The organism is Sphingomonas echinoides ATCC 14820, from assembly GCF_000241465.1.
Taxonomy (GTDB): Bacteria; Pseudomonadota; Alphaproteobacteria; order Sphingomonadales; family Sphingomonadaceae; genus Sphingomonas; species Sphingomonas echinoides.
The window spans coordinates 1,600,556-1,620,826 of record NZ_JH584235.1 but is presented as its reverse complement, the minus strand read 5'-3'; the positions used below and the strand labels follow the sequence as shown (position 1 = coordinate 1,620,826).

General features: G+C 60.8%; 21 protein-coding genes and 1 tRNA gene. 10 read left to right on the top strand and 12 right to left on the bottom strand.

Going from position 1 to position 20,271, the window contains the following annotated elements:
* The first annotated feature begins 38 nt into the window (after nucleotides 1-38).
* The 8 genes from ON00_RS21030 to ON00_RS07590 all read left to right on the top strand — a co-directional run bounded on the left by ON00_RS21030 (nucleotide 39) and on the right by ON00_RS07590 (nucleotide 7,949).
* Nucleotides 39-1,082, top strand: a complete 1,044-nt coding sequence (locus ON00_RS21030; RefSeq protein WP_211207114.1) for a type I restriction enzyme HsdR N-terminal domain-containing protein — start codon at nucleotides 39-41, stop codon at nucleotides 1,080-1,082.
* Entirely contained in the window at nucleotides 971-2,509 is a 1,539-nt protein-coding gene (locus ON00_RS21025) for an HsdM family class I SAM-dependent methyltransferase (protein ID WP_245535546.1), read from the top strand. Before ON00_RS21030 ends, ON00_RS21025 begins: the two co-directional genes overlap by 112 nt.
* A gap of 104 nt (nucleotides 2,510-2,613) precedes the next feature.
* Nucleotides 2,614-3,915 (top strand): restriction endonuclease subunit S domain-containing protein, encoded by a 1,302-nt coding sequence (locus ON00_RS19805; RefSeq protein WP_010404598.1) that lies wholly within the window; start codon nucleotides 2,614-2,616, stop codon nucleotides 3,913-3,915.
* A 374-nt stretch (nucleotides 3,916-4,289) separates the two neighbouring features.
* Nucleotides 4,290-4,508 (top strand): helix-turn-helix transcriptional regulator, encoded by a 219-nt coding sequence (locus tag ON00_RS07610; RefSeq protein WP_010404594.1) that lies wholly within the window; start codon nucleotides 4,290-4,292, stop codon nucleotides 4,506-4,508.
* Entirely contained in the window at nucleotides 4,505-6,748 is a 2,244-nt protein-coding gene (locus ON00_RS07605; protein WP_010404592.1) for a primase-helicase family protein, read from the top strand. The genes ON00_RS07610 and ON00_RS07605 overlap by 4 nt, the downstream gene beginning before the upstream one ends.
* Nucleotides 6,749-6,886: 138 nt before the next feature.
* Entirely contained in the window at nucleotides 6,887-7,486 is a 600-nt protein-coding gene (locus ON00_RS07600; protein WP_010404589.1) for a hypothetical protein, read from the top strand.
* Nucleotides 7,487-7,506: 20 nt separating this feature from the next.
* Nucleotides 7,507-7,725 (top strand): hypothetical protein, encoded by a 219-nt coding sequence (locus ON00_RS07595; protein ID WP_010404585.1) that lies wholly within the window; start codon nucleotides 7,507-7,509, stop codon nucleotides 7,723-7,725.
* Nucleotides 7,725-7,949 (top strand): hypothetical protein, encoded by a 225-nt coding sequence (locus tag ON00_RS07590; RefSeq protein ID WP_010404583.1) that lies wholly within the window; start codon nucleotides 7,725-7,727, stop codon nucleotides 7,947-7,949. The genes ON00_RS07595 and ON00_RS07590 overlap by 1 nt, the downstream gene beginning before the upstream one ends.
* An 80-nt stretch (nucleotides 7,950-8,029) precedes the next feature.
* Here the strand turns inward: ON00_RS07590 and ON00_RS07585 are convergent, their stop codons facing one another.
* The 3 genes from ON00_RS07585 to ON00_RS20545 form a co-directional block, all read right to left on the bottom strand.
* On the bottom strand, nucleotides 8,030-10,093 hold the full coding sequence (locus ON00_RS07585; protein WP_010404580.1) for a hypothetical protein: 2,064 nt from the start codon (nucleotides 10,091-10,093) through the stop codon (nucleotides 8,030-8,032).
* Between the two features lie 91 nt (nucleotides 10,094-10,184).
* Nucleotides 10,185-10,394 (bottom strand): type II toxin-antitoxin system HicA family toxin, encoded by a 210-nt coding sequence (locus ON00_RS07580; RefSeq protein ID WP_154651294.1) that lies wholly within the window; start codon nucleotides 10,392-10,394, stop codon nucleotides 10,185-10,187.
* A 651-nt stretch (nucleotides 10,395-11,045) separates the two neighbouring features.
* Nucleotides 11,046-11,213 carry a hypothetical protein gene (locus tag ON00_RS20545; protein ID WP_154651293.1) on the bottom strand — a complete coding sequence of 56 codons (168 nt, stop codon included), beginning with the start codon at nucleotides 11,211-11,213 and terminating at the stop codon, nucleotides 11,046-11,048.
* Nucleotides 11,214-11,226: 13 nt separating this feature from the next.
* On the opposite strand from ON00_RS20545, the gene ON00_RS07575 reads away from it, so the two are divergent.
* The gene (locus tag ON00_RS07575) at nucleotides 11,227-11,595 is read left to right on the top strand and encodes a hypothetical protein (protein ID WP_211207112.1); all 369 of its coding nucleotides are present in this window, start codon (nucleotides 11,227-11,229) and stop codon (nucleotides 11,593-11,595) included.
* A 61-nt stretch (nucleotides 11,596-11,656) separates the two neighbouring features.
* On the opposite strand, the gene ON00_RS20540 is transcribed toward ON00_RS07575, so the two are convergent.
* From ON00_RS20540 to ON00_RS07535, 9 genes are all read right to left on the bottom strand, one after another.
* On the bottom strand, nucleotides 11,657-12,070 hold the full coding sequence (locus ON00_RS20540; RefSeq protein ID WP_154651292.1) for a hypothetical protein: 414 nt from the start codon (nucleotides 12,068-12,070) through the stop codon (nucleotides 11,657-11,659).
* A complete protein-coding gene (locus tag ON00_RS20535) occupies nucleotides 12,070-12,588 on the bottom strand; it encodes a hypothetical protein (RefSeq protein ID WP_154651291.1) in 519 nt (172 codons plus the stop codon). Before ON00_RS20535 ends, ON00_RS20540 begins: the two co-directional genes overlap by 1 nt.
* Before the next feature lie 29 nt (nucleotides 12,589-12,617).
* Nucleotides 12,618-12,947 (bottom strand): hypothetical protein, encoded by a 330-nt coding sequence (locus ON00_RS07565; protein ID WP_010404573.1) that lies wholly within the window; start codon nucleotides 12,945-12,947, stop codon nucleotides 12,618-12,620.
* A gap of 25 nt (nucleotides 12,948-12,972) precedes the next feature.
* On the bottom strand, nucleotides 12,973-13,548 hold the full coding sequence (locus ON00_RS07560; protein ID WP_154651290.1) for a hypothetical protein: 576 nt from the start codon (nucleotides 13,546-13,548) through the stop codon (nucleotides 12,973-12,975).
* Between the two features lie 507 nt (nucleotides 13,549-14,055).
* Nucleotides 14,056-14,132 (bottom strand) — tRNA-Arg (locus ON00_RS07555).
* A gap of 88 nt (nucleotides 14,133-14,220) precedes the next feature.
* On the bottom strand, nucleotides 14,221-14,883 hold the full coding sequence (nth, locus tag ON00_RS07550; protein ID WP_010404571.1) for an endonuclease III: 663 nt from the start codon (nucleotides 14,881-14,883) through the stop codon (nucleotides 14,221-14,223).
* Entirely contained in the window at nucleotides 14,880-15,608 is a 729-nt protein-coding gene (gene dapB / locus ON00_RS07545; protein WP_010404569.1) for a 4-hydroxy-tetrahydrodipicolinate reductase, read from the bottom strand. The genes nth and dapB overlap by 4 nt, the downstream gene beginning before the upstream one ends.
* Before the next feature lie 106 nt (nucleotides 15,609-15,714).
* A complete protein-coding gene (locus tag ON00_RS07540; protein ID WP_010404568.1) occupies nucleotides 15,715-17,358 on the bottom strand; it encodes an alginate export family protein in 1,644 nt (547 codons plus the stop codon).
* Nucleotides 17,359-17,475: 117 nt separating this feature from the next.
* Entirely contained in the window at nucleotides 17,476-19,344 is a 1,869-nt protein-coding gene (locus ON00_RS07535) for a methyl-accepting chemotaxis protein (protein ID WP_010404566.1), read from the bottom strand.
* A 205-nt stretch (nucleotides 19,345-19,549) separates the two neighbouring features.
* Here ON00_RS07535 and ON00_RS07530 point away from each other — a divergent pair, with 205 nt between their 5' ends.
* Nucleotides 19,550-20,260, top strand: coding sequence for an NAD-dependent deacylase (locus ON00_RS07530; RefSeq protein ID WP_029622515.1), 711 nt, complete (start codon nucleotides 19,550-19,552; stop codon nucleotides 20,258-20,260).
* Nucleotides 20,261-20,271 lie beyond the last annotated feature (11 nt).

The window sequence follows — 20,271 nt, the reverse complement described above, 5'->3', positions numbered from 1 at the left end:
GGCTGAAATGTACGACCGCTTCCGATAGAGACTGCCTCATGGCCAAAAAACCCGCTGCACCCGTCACGCCCTTTCCCGCTGAAGGGCTTCACCGCTCCGGCACCCTCGTTTGGGTGCCGTTGAAGCACGAGTGGCGCGAGTTAACGAGCAAGCCGGAAGAGGAAGTGCGGCAAGAGTTCGTCCGCCACCTTCATCTGAAACTGGGCTATGACCTCGCCCAAATGGGGCAGGAATTGCGGACGCAATCGGGCACCAAGTCCGTGCGCGCCGATATTGTCGTTTGGGGATCGGCGGACGACAAAGCCAACGCGGCTTCGCCCAAGATCGTGGTCGAGTGCAAGGCGGAAAGCGTCAGCCTCAATCTCAAGGATTACTATCAGGGCGAAAGCTATGCGCGCTCGATGGGCGCGGAGTTTTTCGTTGCCCATAACCGCCGCTTCACGGAGCCTTTCGAAGTCGTGCCCGCCGCGCCCGGACAGTTCAAATCGGTAGCGCGCATTCCGGCTGCGTCGGATTGGGGCGACGCGAAAATCATCAAGGAAATCAAAGAGGCGCAGCGCGCCTTCAACCGCACCGAGTTCACGCGCCTGTTGCAAACCAGCCATGACATCATCCGCGACGTTCATAAAAAAGACCCGACCGCAGCGTTCGACGCCATCTCCAAAGTGCTGTTCATCAAGATGTTTGTGGAGCGATCCGGCCTCCACGGCACCTTCACGACTGAATATCTGGATAGCTACAAGAAGTATCGCATATTGACCAATATGACGATCCATCAAGCGCTCTTCGACGAAACAAAAAACTTCTACCGAGCCGACAATCTCTTTACAGAAAAAGATACGCTCGACATTTCGGAAGCAACCTTCCGGCGCATTGTTAAGCGCTACAAGCCTTCGACCTCGCAAAGACTGGCGACGACATCAAGGGCATTGCCTTTGAAAAGTTCCTTGGCGCGACCTTTCGCGGCGAGTTGGGCCAGTTCTTCACGCCCCGGCCCGTCGTGGATTTCATGGTCGAAATGCTCAACCCGCGCGAAGGGCAGCTTGTCTGCGATCCGGCGGCAGGCTCCGGCGGCTTCCTGATCCGCGCCTTCGAACACGTCCGCAACGACATTGAAGCCGACCTCCAGACGCAGAAGGACGCCAGGCGCGCTGAGATCGAAGCGCAGGGGTTTGACGCCGACGCGGAAGCCGACGCCATCGAAGCCGCCTTCATGGAGATCAACAAGGAACTGCTGCCCTCCACCGACGACAACAAGCCGGTCGATACGCGGCTGGGTCGCCTCGCATGGGGTTGTATCTTCGGCACCGATGCGGAGCCGCGCGCGGCGCGCACCGCGAAGATGAACATGATTATGCACGGCGACGGGCATGGCGGCATTCACCACCACGACGGCCTTGTCGATGTGAACGGCATTTACCCGGACAGGTTCGACCTGATCGTCACCAACCCGCCTTTCGGCTCCACAGTGGGACGCGACCAGCGCCTTGGCGACAGTGACGAAACGCAGATCACCACCGACGATGATCTCATCAAGAAGCATCGCGACCGCTACGGCGAGGTGTGGGAAGAGAACCACGCCCGCTTGCTCAAGGCGCAAGAGGGACGGACGCCTGTGCTCGACTTGTTCGAGATCGGGCGGGACAAGGCCAACCGCGATACGGAGGTCATCTTTGTCGAGCGGTGCCTAAACCTGCTCAAGCCCGGCGGACTGCTCAACATCGTTCTGCCCGACGGCAATCTCAACAACCCGTCGCTTAACTGGCTGCGCCGCTGGTGCGAGGGCCGGGCGAAGCTGCTCGCCGTGGTGAGCTTGCCGGACGAAACCTTCCGTTCCAGCAAGGCGACGGTCAAATGCTCCATCGTGACGCTGCGGCGCTTTGTTGCGGAGGAAGAAGCGGAATGGGAAGCGGCTTGGGAAGCCGCCCATGCCGCGCTGGACGCCACTTATGCCGCCGAACGTGATGCGGCCTGCGCCGCGGCGCGCGATACGATCCTGACGGGCGATGATGCGGGTATCGCGCAGGCGCTCGCCGAACTCGCCGCGCTTGGCGAGGAACAGGTAGGGCCGGGCTGGCGCGCAGGGGTTGCGCCGCCATACCCCCGCATGGCCACGCCGTCGCGCGTTGAGCCGATCCGCTGGCGCAAGGAAGGCACGGACACCAAGAAGCTCCGCGCCGCGCGGACGGTGCTCAAGGACGCATGGACGGACAATGCGACAGCGAAGGCGGCGGCCAACGAGGCCGCGCGCGGGCTGGCCCGGAAGTTGAAAACGATCGACGCCGATCATACTGCCGCGCTGTGGACGCATGTGCGCGCCGCGTTCGACTATCCGGTGTTCCTCGCCGCTCCCAAGACAGTAGGAATTAGCTCAACCGGCGACACTGGCGAGAATGTGCCCAACGAGTTGCCGCAGGTGCTCGAAGCATGGCGCGCGTTCCATGCCTGGGTGGACGCCGGGGCGAAGGCGGAGGAACTGCCGGATTTTCAGGTGCCCCTCGCTGCCTGATTCGGCAGTGGGGGGAGTTAGACAGTTGGGCTGTGCATGAGGCTCTGACGGCACAGGCGAGCGTATATCCGCTGGCCTCTATCGGAGACTTGGCAACTCCGCGCATGGAGACGACCACGGCAGAGAAATTCGGCGACCACAAGCCGATCACCGTTCACTTGACCGGTGAAATCTCCGTCCGTGATCGACCGCAGCCGTTCCAAGGCGCAATGTTTGTCGGGCATCCCGGCGACATTGTGTTTTCCAAGATCGACGCCAGGCTAGGCGCGATTGGTGTCATTCCCGAAAGTATCGGCACCGCTGTCGTCACCGCAGAATATCCAATCCACACTCCCGATCCGGACGCGCTGGATGCGGACTATCTTAAGATGGTCCTTCGAACCGGCCACTTCATCGCGGACCTTCGCCAGAAGGCGAGCGGCACCAGCGGTCGAAAGCGGGTGACACCTGAAGGATTTCGCTCGCTGCGCGTGCCGTGCCCCGGCATTGACGATCAACGTGCGCTGGTCGCTGCCTATCACGAGGCGCTGGGGCAGGCAGCGGCGCTTGAGGCGGAGGCGGCGGAACTCGAAACCGATGGGCTGCGCGCTTTCGAAGCGGCGCTGGGCATCGTGGCACCGCCGCCGCTGCCGGATCGCCCGTTGTTTGTCGGGCGCTTTTCCGATCTTGCCCGGTGGAGCCATGAAGCCGTGCTTCGCCGCGTCACCGGCACCGAGCCGCCACCTAGCCCTTATCCCATCGTCGCGCTTGAGGACGTGATCGCCGATCTTGAGAACGGCTGGAGTCCGCAATGCCTGACGCGCCCCGCCGATGGTGAGGAGTGGGGGGTGTTGAAGGTCAGTGCCGTTTCCTCAGGCACGTTCAAAGCAAGCGAGAATAAGGCGCTACCGCCTCAGCTTACGCCCAGAGCGAACTTGGAGGTTAAGGCGGGCGACGTGCTGATTGCCCGCGCCAGTGGTGCGGCTTCGTTGGTGGGGCGGTGCTGCTATGTGGATGCAACCCAGCCGCGGCTAATGGTCTGTGACAAGATTTTTCGAGTGATCCCCTTTGCAAGCGAACCAGTGGACCTTCGCTTTCTTGCCCAAGTTCTCAGAACCGATCACGTCAGGCGGCAGATTTTGGGCGAGTTTTCGACCGAATCCGGCATGATGAAAAATGTCACAAAGCCCGTCCTCCTCGGTTTGACCTTCCCTCTGCCAACCGACCTCGCCGTTCAAACCGCGCTGGTTGCCGATCTAACCACCTCGCAAACCGCCGCCGCCGCCCGTCGCGGCAAAGCACTGACCACGCGGCGCGACGCATGGCGCGCATTCGAGACGGCCATTTACGGCGACGCCTCCGAACCGCCGCTGATCGAAAGCCCGGAAGATGAAACGGACGAAGTAAGCATGGAGACGGTGGAGTGATCCTCCATATCGGCGGAAGAGGGGGATTTTGCACGAAAGAAAAAGAAAAATTTGCGACTTAATGCGCGATGATATTTCACTTTATTGGTATGAATAAAAGAAAAAGAAAAATTCTTCATCACCGGTTGAATTGAAGTGACGTCCTGAGTAAAATATAGGACTTTACTTCGTCTTTATAGCGCGGCATAAAGGTTGCGTTCGGATGCGTAAGCATTCGGACAAGAACGATGTCGGCGTTTTCTAGGCGGCATCATCCTGACAACCTCACCGAGTGATCGGTGTTGACTGGGTGATGATGTATGCCTGCTCGAAAGCACCGCGAGGGTGATGCCCTCGCCGACTGGGAAGCCCGCAAGGCCCAACATGTCGAACAAATGGAGCTGGCCCGCGCACGGGTGCAGTCGCTCACCAATCATGTTCTGCTCCGCCCGATTGAAGTCGCGGCGATGCTCGGCACCACGCGCAAGACACTGCGCGAGATGGAAGCGCGCGGCGAATTGCCACCGCGTGTCAGCTTCAGTCCGAAGGTATTCGGCTGGCGGCTGGCCGATATGGAAGCCCTTATCCGGGAGAAGATGGGCGCGGCGGCATGATTGCCGACCTCTCCGACCTCTCCGACCTGCCCGCAGTTTGGGCATATCTCCGGCGGATTGGCGGGGAAGTCCGCTCAATGCGGACGGCAGCCGTCCGGGAGCGTGAAGGGCGCTATCTCCGCGACCGGGCAGTCATTCGCCTGTCCCCGGATGGAAACGTCGCCGTAGCACCTGCCGACGGCGAAAACGCGGCTGATTTCGAGCCGACCGATGCCGAGCGTCACGCGATCAAGATGGAAGCCGTCGTTGCGAAATGGCCGGAGGTCAAGCCATGCGCGACGATCCGCAACGCCCCGCCGGAGATTGCTGACGCGCCGAAGGAAGCGGTGTTTGAGTTCCGGGACAGCGACGGCAACATAACCATGTTGCAGGTCCGGCGGGAAACCAGCAGCGGCAAAGCCTATGTCCCGTGGACCTACTGGACCGATGGCCATTGGCGGAAGATGGAGCCGGAAGGCGACTTGCCGCCCTGGGGGCTGGATCAACTCAAAGACCATGTGACGGTGTTCCTTCACGAAGGGGCGAAGGCGGCGCGGGCGATGCGGCGGTTGGCTGCTGCCATGACGCCGGAGGACAAGGCGGCGCTGGCGGCGCATCCGTGGGGCGCACTTCTTCAACACGGTGCCCACATCGGCTGGATCGGCGGTGCGCTCAGTCCGCACCGGACAGATTGGCCTCTGCTGGGGAAGTCCGGCGTGACCAAACTCTACATCGTCGCCGACCGTGACGCGCCCGGCGAAGCCGCCGTGCCCAAGATCGCGAAGTCGCTCCGGCAATATTCGATGACCATCGAGGCGGTGCGGTTCGACGCGCGATTTCCACTTGGCTTCGATTTGGCCGACGCCTTCCCGGATAAGATGTTCAGGAAGGGCCGATACTCCGGGCCAACCTTCGCCGACTGCGTAACCCCGGCAACCTTCGCAACACGCGTGGGGCAACCGCCCGCCGCTACCGGTCGTGGCCGCCCGCCCACAGCGCCGATTTCCCTGCGACCGGAGTTCATCGCACAATGGATCATGGTCATCGTCGGCGGCAAGACGATGTTCGTGGACCGAAACAACCCGACCCGGCTCTGGTCGGAAGATGAGTTCAACACGCTGACGCGCCCGTTCAGCGACGTGCAGCGCCTCTCCGATCTATTCAAGAAGCAGGGTTACGAAGCGACCGTCCCGGCACTGGCGTATGAGCCGGGAGAAGCCAGCCGGGTTATCACAGTGGACGGGGTGCGGTCGGTCAACCTCTACATGCCGCCGCGCATTCGGGCCGTAGCGGGCGAGGTCGCACTCTTCGAACAATTTTTACAGCATCTGTTTCCCGACGACACTGACCGCTGGCAGGTGAAGCGGTGGGTGGCGACCTTGATCGCCTGCCCTGGCATCCGCATGAGGTATGGGCTGCTGCTCGCTTCCGGGTTGCAAGGCGTCGGCAAGACGACGCTCTGCGAAATATTGCGGCGACTTGTCGGCGAGCATAATTGCAGCGTGCCTTCCGCCAAGGATGTAGTTGAATCGCAGTTCAACGGGTGGATCGTTCGTAAGCGATTGGTGTTCGTCAACGAGATTTATGAAGGGACGGCTTGGACCGCTTACAACAAGATCAAATCCTTCGTGACCGACGACACCTTGCAGGCGAATGAGAAGTTCGTTCCCGGTTACAGCATCAACAACAAGGCGCACTTCGTCCTTTGTTCAAATGCCACCGTCGCCCTCAAGATTGAGGCGTCGGATCGGCGGTTTCTGATTCCGGCGGTGACTGAGACGGCGCAGTCACCTGAGTTCTGGCAACGGCTTCACGATTGGCTCGATGGCGGCGGCTTCGGGATTATCCGGCATTGGGCCGAAACCTTCGTTGCCCGGCACGGCAATGTGGGGCCTGGCGAGGTCGCACCGGAGACGGGGCGGAAGGATCAATTGATCGAAGACAGCCGCGCCCCGGAAGAGCGGATGGTGTTGAGCTTGGCCGCCGCCGCGCGGGAGCTATCCGTCGCGACGGGACAGCCGGTTGTGCTGGTCGATCACGATGTTGGGGCGTGGCTGGCGCAGAACACAAAGCGGGAGCGTCCGCTCTATGTCGTGCGCGATTGGCTCAAGGCCGGTGGTCTGAATGTCGGCAATGACCGCCTTAAGGTGGACGGCTTCAAGCGCCAGATCGCAGCGACAACCGATGTCGATGGCAAGGGCTGGGGTGAGTTGAAGCCCTATCGCGCCAATCCGGCCCAGTTGCTGGAGCAAGAGCTTTGATCGGGGCGAGAAGGGCGAAAGGGGCGGCCACTACTCTTCTATCGCGCGGAAAATTCAAGGTCGGAATTTACTTACCTAGAGCTCGGCGGGACCGACCTTTTCGCCCCTCCCGCCCCTCGCATTAAAGAGGACACGGCCATGCCGCACTATTTTGACGATGCCACCTCTGCCCGCCTTGCTGCCCAGCGCGCCGCTATCGACACGGCAGAAAAGCGGGCTGATACCTTCGCACGGTCGGAGCTTGACCCTGCCGGTTCTCACCTTGCAGCGCTGATCGAGGGGCGTGACCGTCTCGGATCGCCGCCGATGCCGGATGCCTTCGCGAGTGCTGCTGAGTGGCGCGACGCCTCCGACCGCCACACCTTCGCCCTCAGCCGCTATGATCGAGAAATCGCGGAAGCCGAGGCGCAGATGAACGCTTTGCGCGACGAACACGCGGCGATGGTCGCCGAGGTGCCCGCGCTCAAGCAGGAATACTGGCGCGCCGTGGCGCTCGCCTTGGACGAAGCGGTTTTGTCGAGGATGCGTGATGCCGCCGAAGTTGCGCACGTCCGGCAATCGCTTCTCAGCCGGGTGCCGTTGGAACAGCACCCCGCGCCGACGCGGAATAACCGGACCTACAAAGTGACCACCGGCGGCTTCGCCGACATCTCATTTTTCCACGCGAATGTTCAGTGTGACGGGTTCGCACCCGCCAAGAGCGCGGCGCTGGTTGCCGAGCTTGGTCTTTTTCAGTGAAGCAATGAAAGGAACAAAACATGACCACGCCGACCGATAACAATCCCAAAATGCCCACGCCTCCCGCACGCATCGCGATCCCGGACGGCAAAGGCGGCTACACGTATGAAGAATTGGAGATGTTCGATTTACGCCAGCCAAAGGTGCTGCCTTCCGAGGCGGGCTGGCGAAGCGGTGTCGTTGCCGCGCCCGATCAATCCCCACTCAGGCAGCCCACTCCGGGCGGGAAGAAGCCGTAATGTTCATCGGCGGCCACGATTTGCCGTGCATCGGCTTGATCCGTCCCAAGGAGCTTGGCGACGGGCGCGTTATGCTGACGATCTATCCGCCCGGCCCCGGTGCGCTTGCCGGAGCCGGGGCGGCCACGATGGTTGAGATCGTGGTGGACGAAGCGGAAGTGGAGCGCATCGGCGATGTGGCTCCGCATCTGCTGGCGAAACGCCCCCATTCAAGGGAGCGTTGACGCGGAGTTATTGTCTAAGCTCAATGCCCCCCGACGAATTTGAAGCCGGACAAGCCCCATGCCCGCCCGGCTCCATGTTGTTAGACCTCTTCAGAGTGGCGTTCTTCGCCATCTTCTGGTTCGTCACCTGCCTCCGCATCCCACTGATCTTCGATTTCCTCATCAAACTCGTCATCGTGCGCGTCGTCGCTGGGCTGCGCAGCGACGGGGTTGGCGCGCCCGTGCCGCTTACGGTAGGTGCGCGACCAAAGGATCAATTCTTCATCAACAGAACGGAGGATGTCGCGCCAAGGCCCTGTCAGCCGATCCTCAACACCACGACGATCGACGATCGGCTGGTCGTCGTCGCCGACGACGTTGGCGAGGGCCTCGTACGAACGCCTAAGTTCCTCCATGGTATCGGCGAGCGCCACGACCGCCCGGTCATAACGATCAGTCGGCGAGTCTCCGGGCCGCGCTGCCTTTGCCTTACCCGCAGGAGGATACTCGTTACGCAACCACACGTCGCTGATGACCTGTTCTTCCGAACTGCCTTCCAGCTTGCGGATCGCTCCGTCCTCTCCGACTGCCCGAATAGCAACACCCTCTGAGTAATCGCGCAAGGCCCGCGCGAGCTGGCGAACCCCCTGCGGGTTACGCCGCATTGCATCGAGCACCTCCCCAGGCGTACGGCGGTCCGGCTGATCGTTGTTGGACGTCCCCCGGTCCGCGTTCAGGCGACCATCAACGACAAGCGGGAAGGCTGCCCTGACTGCCAATTCGACTGATGCTGGTCCCGGCTCTTCGCCCTGCGTCGCGATGGCCTGCGCGACTTCCTTCAGTGCTGAGTTCTCCAAATCAGCAACGGACCGGCTGGTGGCCGTCCATGCGTCGCGACGATGCGCCGCCTTGCCAAAGGCATGACGAAGGTAACGGCGAATCTGGTCAACGTCAGCGCGGTCCTTAGAAACCGCGCGCAGGATCAACGCAGTCGCGAGATCGTTCTTCAACTTCGGAGTCATGCGCTTGCGCGTCGACTGGCTTGTTACGGCCATGCGGATGGCCTCGAAGACTTCGCCATCCCCTGCGGTAAACAAGTGCACAAGCCGAGCCGCACGCAGGACAGGATCGTCTGGCAAATGCGCAGCGCGTGCTTCGGCCTTCGTGCAGGAGCCTGCATAATACTCGCGCTCAGTTGCGGTAATCAGACCACGGCGCAAAAGCTCATCAAGGACTTCGTCAGCCAGTGATTCATTTTCCGGCCCTTCACCCCAAGGCTTTGGCGGATCGACATGACGGAGCGCCACGAACGAGCGAACGGCAGTGGGAAAACCGGTGGTTCCGCCGGGATACGGCTCGAAGCCAACCAAGATGAGAGCCGGCATGCGCTCGCAGCGCAGCGCAACAAGCGTGTCAGAATCCCGCTCCCCCCGGTCGAAGGCATCGTTCAGCCGCTTCACCCGCGCGCGCATACCAGCGTCGTTGTCGTCATAGGGCACATCGCCGGACACGACCTGAAGAAGCTTGTGCACAGCCGTTGCACGCGAGGAGCCTTCCGCCGTGGTCAACGTCGTTGCAGGGTCCGCCCCATCGGCGTGCTTGAACGTCGTGGCGACCAACCAGACAGCTTCCATTACTCCCTGGCTCCGGATCGAGATGCTCCAGTCATTTTCGCTCAGGACATATGCGGCAGTCTGCTGCGCGGCCCACGCCAAGTGATGGCGACTCTCTACCTCGACGGCGAGTTCCGCTGACTGCGGCCTGTCCCAATCGAGCGGCTGCGGTTCGGGAACAGGCCGGAACCGCGAATCCTCATCGCCGGTCCCCGGATCGACCGCAAACGGATGCTTACGGGACGGAAGCGTGCGGGGGTTGCGAGGGTCGGGCATGATCCGCCGCGCCCAAACCTGCGTCCGAATGCCCAGCAGTGTTCCGCCCGGCACGGGGATGCGCTCAACGTCGGGATCGCTGGGTTCACCAATGGAGCGCCGAACCTCGCTGGGATTGACGATGGCATTTGAGATGGTGGTGGCAGAAGACTCCGTCAGACCGAAGGCATCGGTCAGCCGCTCAGCAAGCGACTGGCGTGCCTTGGCATTGGCGTAGTCTGGGAGACGTTCTACCGGGCGCGGAAGAACGTGGTCGTCAGGATTGATCTTAACCATGGGAGTTGCCTTTCGAGCTCATCGGCTCGCAAAATGAAACATAGGGCGAAGAAGGGCCGCGCGAGGGCAAACCCTCGCGCGGCCTCGCTGCTCAACAGTCGTTCGCGGCACGAAGCTTGCGCTTGAGCAGCGCGAGCATGTTCTTCACGCCCCGGTGATCGGACGGAGTGCCCGGCCCGATGATGCATCCGCTGATTGCGGGGTGCTGGACCTTGATGTGACCCTTCCTCGTGCGGGTCGCAGTGAAGCCGTCACGTTCGAGTTCGCGAATCAGCTTCATCATGTCGGTGTGAGTAGGCATAATTAACTCCTCGGCAGGTGCCGGGAGCACGCGGCTAACCCGGACACGCATTGGTTGCGGTTATCCAGGTTGCCAAGGAGCGATCGCTCCGTGCGCATCCCCCAAACGCTTACCGACATCTGTCGGCGTTACGCAGGGCGGCAACGGCTCGTTAAGGCGAGTCCAAGGCGTAAGGGCTGACCGATATTATCGGTTATCCCAAGTTGCCGCCCCTTCGATCGAGTCGAAAGGTGAAACGCCCGCAAATCCGTGTCGCGGTTCATATAACATACAGATACTCGGGGGAGTTGCAACAACCGATTTGGCATGTTGTGCGTCGGCGTGCGGAAACGGCTGCTCTAGCGTTTCCGAGGCGCGGCCAGCCGCTTCCGCTGGGATCGCTTCGCATTGCGTTCGGCGGCTCTCCGGCCACTTTCGCTACGGCTTCTAAAGTCCGAATTCCCATTGCTATTGCAGAACGGAAGTTGATTGACTTCCCCAAGCAGCTAGATGAGCAACGGAAGTCATCGTTTGTGGGGACGTCGAATGACTAAACGAATCGGGAAAGGCGGGCCGCAGACGCAGGCCCAGGCGCAAGTTGAGCTGCAAAAGTTCGTTCAGCGAACTGGGCAGGAGGGCGGGCCAACTTTTACACAGGGCGCAGCCGAGTTCCTAAGCAAAATGGCCGCCGCAGGCATAGCGCAACGGGGAGGTCGTCGGCAAACGCCAGCGCGCGTGGACGACGCCAAAAATAGCTTCGCCGACGTAGTAAAACAGATTAAGGATCACGCTAAAGTTCAACGCATCGACCTGCGGACTGCGCGCCAACTTCGCAGTCAAGAGCGATTTTGCGGTGTTCGGCCATGGTGTTGAAATGACAAATTCGACGCCTTCTGCTGATGCACTCAAGCTCAATTTTGACATGACAAAACAGGTTATGTCGACGACGGCGACGGTGGTTACGCTTCTTGTCATTTATCTCAAGGCAAGCGGTTCAGCGCAATCTTCTACCGCGCCAGCAATCGTTACAAGATTCACCGCCGTACTCTTGCTCATCTCGTTGCTGCTTGGGATGCTCTGCATGGGGCGGCAGATCGCCAATATGGAGGATGGCAAACTGAGCACGCAAGAAGGTGGCATGAAATGGCTTGGCATAGGCCAGCATGGCAGTTTTATACTTGGAATGATAGGCGTCTTAGTGCTCGTTTTTGTTGCTGGATAAAAGGGCCAATGGTAAATTACCTAATATTCAGGAAGTAAAACTGTTCAAATCTGAATAATTATTACCAGATATGCGTTAGTTGCAGATTGAGAACTTCATAGCTGATGACAGCAGTAACAAGAAAGCTCGCTGCTCCGGTCCGAATAACGGACGCAGTTGGATTGTCGCGATTCTCGAACACTGCCAGCCCAGCAGTAATCAGCGTTGTAAGTCCCGTTGCAATTGCGGTTAGTGTCATATTGCTCCCGCTCTGTGAAATTCCCTGTCCGGCGAAAAAGGCAATCACAAAGCCAAGGGTCGCGCAACCAAGATTGGATATGGCTCGGGCGCTCAATGGTTGCGCTCCTCCAGTTTGCAATGAGCGAGCGACCAAGGCATCAACGCTCGTGGCCAGTGTTGCCACGAAAAGCACGATCGCAAAATGAATCCACAAATAGGAAAGGGCGAGCAATAGAGCGGAGAGGCCGTGGTTCATTAGCAGGACCCTCCGGCGTCACGGCATGGCTCGCGCGCTGCAGTCAGGACACGAGTGTCGTCTTGATAATGCTGTAGGTACACATAATAATCGCGATAGTCGTCGCCATAATCTTGATCATCCATGTTCTTGCGTGAGCGGACGCGCGCGATCCGTTCAAGCACCTGATCGTGAAAGACTTGCTTATTCGCAAGGGGCGCAGAGGACCGCGCAAATTGTTGCTCGATCAAAATGATCTTCGTTGAATAGCGAGACACGTCGACCGGGAAGCGCTTGAGATAGAAGAGATTGTAGCGCTCAAGCTCGTTAATGCAGGACTGGATTGCCGTGTAACGAGCAATCCGGCTAGCCGCCGTTTGCCATCCATTTTGACAACTGGGGTATGAAGCGGCTGCAAGCTTAGGAACTTCGGGTAAGCTGGGGTAGGCAAAGCTGTCAGCGGTTGGGGGTCCGCTTCCGGGAGGCGGCGGCACCGGAGCATATGTCTGGGCCGAAGCAGCAGCGGCCAACTGAACCATGCTGGCGATAGTGAAGACGACACCGCGCACTAGAGCAAAACAAAACCAATAGCGGTGTTGATCGCCTGACGCACAACACCGAGCGCGGCGTTGATCGCCTGCTCTGCCATAAGCAGCCCCATACCCTCGATCGACAAAAAGACGGCTCGCGTCGCGTTCTTTTGCATTTCCAAGAGTAAGGCCGCCTCACCTTCGTTGATCTGACCTGCAACCTTGAGTTCAACAATTTGAGCTAGACTGTGTGCAAGCTTAGCTGCCTCACTGGTGGCATACGTCTGGATGTTCGGATAGTTTTGCTGTAGTATGCCGAGCATTGCGTTAAGCATACTTTGGGCGGTCGCATTGACATCAATCGGCATCATCGTTCCCCAAAAAGCTTAAAGCTCATTTTGCTTTAGCGGTCTGCCCACGCTTTTTCCCGATCTCAAACACGATAATCGCATTTAGGCACTGATCGATCAGACCATGTGCGACGTCGGCAACGCCTGACAGCAGGATATGCTTCGACTGATCGGGGAGGTCGTTATCCGCACCAAAATCCTTGCGGCACGCAATCGATGCGTCGATGCCCTTGGTCCTAATTTTCATCAACTGGTCGCCCGTGGGTATCTTCGACACGCAGCCCTTGTGGAGAAGCGCAAGGATTGCGAGATTCTCGCGCACGGTCTCGACCTGCTGCATAGTTATACCGTTGCCGGGGATAGCACCGACACGTGTTGTCAGAGTTTGGATATCGACCGCAGATTTTTCGTAAAAACCTTTATAATTGCCGAACGCAGCTTCGGATGGAACAATCGAGGTGTCTATCTTAACGAAGAAAGTATCGACGTCCTTCTGCATTGCAGACGCGATGTTGTCGGTTTGTTCATCATATTTGCTGACCAGCTCAATCGGTGCACACGACGCGAGTGCCATGATGAGCGCTGCCGCCACGGTGCGACGATATATGATATTCATCATGGAATCCCCCCAGAGCCCGTAGACAGTTTACCGTACTGACGAAACAAAGACCAGAGTCATTTCAAGCGTACTGAACAGAAAATCTGGAAGCACTGGATTTAGAACGGCAGTTTTCTGAGTGGTACGCTTCGCCCCTGAGCGAGAGTATCAGAGCATTAGCCCTACGGCTTCCGTCGCGGGAGCCAACTTTGTCGGTCGAAATGGGTAAATACGAACGGCTGATTTAGCACCCGTCTTTGCGTGCCGGGGCGTAGCAAGACCTTGTTGCCTGCGAAAGTTCCGTTGTCTCACTAGGAGGGACGGCGGCTGGCCCTCTCCGCGCACACTTCGGATCGCGGGGTCGGTCCTGAGCAGCGAAAGTACGATATTGCAATCTGCCATAATGGCATGACTGCTATCAGATGAAGAACAGGGTGCTGCGCCGCCAAAAAGACCCCTTAAAAGGTCCCTAAAACGTGGCGCCAAGCTCCAATTTGCCCGTGTGTTAACTGTAAGCCATTGAAAAGATGGTGCACCCGACTGGATTCGAACCAGTGGCCTCTGCCTTCGGAGGGCAGCGCTCTATCCAGCTGAGCTACGGGTGCCTGTGTCTTCGCCTAGCAAAGCCGATCGCGCTGCGCCAGTCCCTACCTTCGGCCGTGCGCAAACGGATCCCTGCTTCCAAGGCGCAGGTCAGGTTTCCGTGCTCGCGCCTCGCTTTGGGGCCGCTGACTTCGGCTTGAACGCGCAAAGGTCGCTGACGACGCACCGCCAGCATTCGGGCGTGCGGGCCTTGCACACATAACGGCCGTGCAGGATCAGCCAATGATGTGCATGCAGCCGGAAGGGCTGTGGCGTCGCTTTGTCGAGCTTGAGTTCGACCGCGAGCGGCGTCTTGCCGCGCGCCAGACCAGTGCGGTTGCCGACGCGGAAAATGTGCGTGTCGACCGCGAAGGTCTCGGCCCCAAAGGCGACGTTCATCACGACATTGGCGGTCTTGCGACCGACACCGGGCAGGGTTTCGAGCGCGTCGCGGTCGGCGGGAACCTCGCCGCCATAAACGTCGATCAGGCGCTGCGACAAGGCGATCACGTTCTTGGCCTTGGTGTTGAACAGGCCGATCGTCTTGATATGCTCTTTCAGTCCGTCCTCGCCGAGCGCAACCATTTGCGTGGGCGTTTTGACCTGTTCGAACAGCCGCCGCGTCGCCTTGTTTACGCCGATATCGGTGGCTTGCGCCGACAAGGCGACCGCGACGACCAGTTGGAAGGGGTTGCCCGCTTCCAGCTCGGTTTCCGGATGGGGATTGTCCGCCGCCAGCCGGGCATAAAATTCGACGACGTCGGCTTTTTTCAAACCCCCAGTACCTGGTCCATGCTGTAGCGTCCAGCGCTTTGCTCGGCGAGCCACAGCGCTGCGGTGATGGCACCGCGCGCGAAAATCGCTCTGTTTTCGGCGCGGTGCCCGATCTCGATCCGCTCGCCCTCGCCAGCAAAGACCACCAGATGATCGCCCGCAACCGATCCGCCGCGCAGGCTGGCAAAGCCAATCGTGCCTTCGGAGCGTGCGCCGGTCAGCCCGGCACGGTCCGCCACGCGCGCTTCGGCGAGGGTGATGCCGCGCCCGGCGGCGGCGGCGTCGCCGAGCAGTAGGGCGGTGCCAGAGGGGGCGTCGACCTTGTGGCGATGGTGCATCTCGGCGATTTCAATGTCCCAGTCGGGACCAAGCCGCGACGCCGCTTCGCGGACCAATTTGGCGAGCAAGGTGACCCCGAGCGAGACATTGCCGGTCTGCAACACCGCGATGTCGGCGGCGGCCGCCTCGATCAGCGCGTGATGGGCAGGCGCAAGACCGGTGGTACCGATCAGGATCGGGGTGCGCGCTTCCCGGGCGGCGGCAAGCGTGCGTTCCAGCGCTGCCGGTGTCGAAAAATCGACCAGCACGTCGGCAGCGAGCGCCAGCGCGACGGGGTCGCCGCCCGCGTCGATTCCGCCAGCCAAGGTCGCCCCCAGGTCGGGCACAGCGGCGGCAAGCGCTTGACCCATTCGGCCCGCGCTGCCGATAATCCCGATCGCGGTCATCGCACGTCTCCCGATTTGCTGCGTGGCGGCTCTACCGAAGCAGAGCCGCCGACGCCATGCCGGAATTGGTCGAAACGGCGGGATTAGCGAAGGGCCCGGCCGTTCGTCAGAAGCGGTAGCTTATCCAACTGGCCAGATAGTGGGAATTGACATAGCCGAGCTGGTCAAGGATCGGGCCCGGAATGAAATATTCATAGCGCCCAACGACCGACAGCCGACGCGTGACCTTCCACGTCGCCTGCAGGCGGATCGCATCTCCGACATTGCTACCCGGAAGGGTTTCGCTGCCGGTATAAGGGGTGCCGGCACCCCGGTAGATCGCATCGTGCGGGCTGACGCGCCAGCTATGCTGATATTCGGTGGTGACATCGAGCGTTTTGAACGGCGAGACCGTGAAGTTGGGCGACGCCTGGAACAGGTTGGTGAAGTTGAGCGCGCCCTGATAGCTATACGCAATCGTGCCTGCGAACGGGGCCTTGGCGACGTGAATGGTGCCGGTGCCATAGCTGCCACCGCCTTCGCCAAAGTCGAAATGAATGCCGACCTTTGGCTTCCAGTTTTTGGGGTTGATGACATAGGTCTGGGCGATGAAGGCGTTCCACGCGCTGATGTCGCGCCCGGCAAAGCTGCCGCTTTGATGATCGACCGTCCAATCGAGGGTCAACTGATCGAGGCTGCCCCACAAGCGCGCGCCGTAATAGTTGCGCACTTCGCGCCCGGTGACGCGACCCCATTTCAGCGAATCGTTGCGCTCGCGCCAGGCGAACGGATCGAAGAACAGCTTGCGGGTCTTGGAATTGGCGAGCACCAGGCCGAAGGTCGCGCCCGAAAAGCGCGTCTTGTCATCGGCGACGTCATCGCTCAGCCCCTGCGTGCCGAGCGTGACTTGCTTGAAATCGAAGAAATCGGCGCGGACGTTACCGGTCTGACCCCAGGTGCGCAGGCCCTGCACCGAGGTGTGGATGGTGTTGTTGTCCTTTTGCGACACCAGATTCGACGGGCCATCGGTGAATTCCTGACGGCCGTAGCGCACGCCCAGGCCGAAAGTGCCGATGGTACCGCTGATTTCGCCGAAGAACTGCTGCGCGATCAGGGCATCGCGCGATTTCGCCGGAGCGACGCCGTAATTATACCCGCTCAGCCCGCCATGCGCGAGTTCCCCATAAAAGCGCACCGGGCCGATATGGACGTCGGCTCCGCCGACCAGGCGCGTCTGCTCTTCCAGGCGATAGCCCGATTTGACGAGATTGGGTTCGGAATAATCGTTGAGGCGATAGCGCACTTCGCCGGATAGCGTGACGTAGATTTTGCCCGCGTCGTCGATCGGGATGTATTTGAGGCGATCGAGGATGTCCTTGCGCTTCTTGGAATCGCGCATCATCCGCCAGTCTTCGGCCCAGCGCGACATATTATAGCCGCCCAGCATGACGCCATGGCCGTCGGCCTGACGCGGATAGGTGCGCACCGACGGGTTAGCGGGCGAGCGCTGCTCGGTCGATTCGCTCGGCGGGGTCGAGCGCTGTGCGGGCGGCACTGGCCGATTGGGATCAACGCTCGCTTGCTGCGCCGGCTTGGCGACGCTGGCGACGGCGGTCGGCTTGGCGCTGCCGGCTTCGGACGTTGGTAGAGTGTTGGCGGCGGGCGCGCTCGCCAAAGCCGAAGCATCCGGTGCCGCGTGGGCGGTGCCCGACGCGATGACGATGGAAAGCAGGGAAGCGCCAATGGCGAAACCGGAGCGGGAGATACGCATGATGATCCTCGATCTTGGTGGCAAGGCTCCGCCAAGCGCCCAGAAGGGACGGGAAGCGGTGGTGCGGTGGGGTGGCGGTTGGGGGTGGCACCGGCGGTGCCACCCCGCGATATCGGGCTAGAAGCTTGCCCAGTCGGCGTTGGCGGCGGTCTGCGCGCGGGCTGCGATCGGCGGCGGGGCGGTTTTCGCGCTTGGCCGCGGGCGTGATGCAACCGGTGCTGGCTTCCGCATGCCGGCCGACGAATCCGAACCGACGTTGAAGCGCGCCGATTGGCGGCTGAGCGTGGCGACTTCCCCCGCCAGATTGCGCGCGGCGGCCGAGGTCTGTTCGACCATCGCGGCATTCTGTTGGGTGGAATGGTCCATCGCATTCACAGCCGACGCGATCTCGCTGATCGTCGAGGACTGGGCGCGGTTGTCGTTCGCCATCGACTCGACGAACTCGTGGACTTGTTCGACGCTCCCGCTGATTTGCTGCAGCACGTTGTCGACATTCTTCACCGCGTCGACGGCAACGACGATATCGGTCTGCGTCGCGGTCAACTGTTCGCGCGCGCGGCGTGCCTCTTCTTCTGCCCGCATCGCCAGCGCCGAAACGAGATCGGCGACCACGGCGAACCCACGCCCGGCCTCGCCCGCGCGACCGGCTTCGACCGCCGCGTTCATCGCGAGAACGCGCGTCTGGAAGGCGATCTTGTCGAGACCTTCGATGACACTGTCGATGCCGCGCGCACTGTCGGAAACGCGGATCATCGCGGCGGTGGCCTGCTCGGCGGTGGAGCGACCTGACCCGACCACGCCAATCGCTTGCTGCGCGGAGGTGACGGTACGATCCGCCGCCTCGGCGCTGGAGCGCAGGCGGGTGTTCATCTGCGACAGCGCCGCAGAGGTTTCTTCCAGGCTGGCGGCATTGCTCTCTGTGCGGCGTGCAAGGTCGTCCGACGCGGCGGCGATTTCATGCGAACCGGTTTCGATCCGCATCGAACCCTCGGCGAGGACGCCGATCAGATCGCGCAGATTGGCAAGCGCGGTATTGAAGTTGTTGCTCAGCGCCACATAGTCGGCCGGAACGCCGTCGTGCAGCGTGCTGGTGAGATCGCCTTCGGACAGCGCTTCCAGCTTTTCCGACAGGAGCGACACGATCGCCTTTTGATCGGCGTCCGACTTGGCCTGGACGGCTTCTGCAAACGACTTGGCAATGGCGTTGTCGCGGAAGACGAGCAGCGCACGGGCCATGCCGCCCAATTCGTCGCCCCGTTCCGTGCCGGGGATCTCCGCCTGCGTATCCCCCTCGGCCAGGCTTCCCATGCGGGTGGTGATGTGTTTGAGCGGCGCGGTAATCGAATTGCTGATCGTCAGGATCACGGCTGCGAGCGCGGCCAGAATCAGGACCACGACAATGGCGAGGTTCCACGCCGAGCGGGCAACGGCTTCGTTGATTTCGGAGTTGAAAACGCCGGTGGCGACGACCCAACCCCACGGCTTGAACACCCGAACATAGGAGATTTTCGGCTTCGAACCGGATCCATCGGGGAGCTTGAAATTATAGTCGACAAAGCCCGCGCCCGCGGGCGACAGGGCGGTCTCGACCATCGTCTGATAGTGCGTCCGGCCGTCGGCATCCTTTTCGTCCCGGACGATCTTGCCCTGCTTCTCGGGCTTCACCGGGTGCAGGATCATCCGGTAATTGGTGTCGAGGATGAAGAAGTAGCTGTCCTTGCCGAAGCGCATCGTTCGGATCGCTTCTTTTGCGGTGGCCTGGGCCTGCTCGTGCGTCATCCGCCCGGCTTGTTCTTCCGCCTGGAAGCGCTGAAGCTGGCTATACGCCACTTCGAGCGTCTGCTTGGTGCGCTCGTTAAAACCCTGCCGCAAAGCGGAGTTCAACTGATTTACGGACAGGATAAGGACCAGCGCAAGGCCCAGCAATGATGCTGCGCCGATGATAAGCAATCGTTTACCGATTTTAACTTGTGTGAGAAAGTTCATCCGAAAATCCAATCGCTCTTTTTTCGCATTGTAGAGCGTTGGAGAGTCGGCACGCCGCAGGGATGAATGTTTTGTAATAAATCATAAAATATTAACTATACATTGGCGTTGTCATTTCGCTTTACTCGTAAATTGGCCGATCGATGGCACCGGGCAAAGCCTTTGGCGGTGGTCTGCGCGCAAGGATGGCACTATGCTCGCGGTGATGTCCGTGCCGCGCAATCTCGTGATCCTGACCGGGGCCGGTGTTTCGGCCGAAAGCGGAATTGCCACGTTTCGCGGTCCTGGTGGCCTGTGGGAAGGGCACCGCGTCGAGGATGTCTGCACGCCCGTCGCGCTCGCGCGCGATCCGGCGTTGGTCCATCGCTTTTATGATGCGCGGCGTGCGGCACTGGCAGCGGTCATGCCCAATCCGGCGCATGACGCGCTGGCACGGCTGGATGCTGCGTGGCGCGGCGGATTGCTGATCGTGACCCAGAATGTCGATGATCTGCATGAGCGCGCCGGGGCCAGGCGATTGGTCCATATGCACGGCGCATTGCAATCGGCCTTATGTGCGGCCTGTGGCGTGCAGGTGCGCTGGGAGGCGGATTTGCCGCCTGGGGCAGTGTGCGGCGCATGCGGCGGGCCGACGCTGCGGCCCGACATCGTGTTCTTCGGCGAAATCCCCTATGCGATGGACCGGATCGAGCGGGCGCTGGGCGAGGCCGATCTGTTCGTGTCGATCGGCACCTCGGGCGCGGTCTATCCCGCCGCCGGGTTCGTACAGGGTGCGCGCTATGCGGGCGCGCGAACGCTGGAGCTGAACCTCGAACCGTCGGCGGGCAGCGGCTATTTCCACGAAACCCGGCTTGGCCCGGCGGGGGAATTGGTGCCCGCCTGGGTGGAGGAAGTGCTGGCGGACGCGGGCGTCTAAGCGCGCTCGCG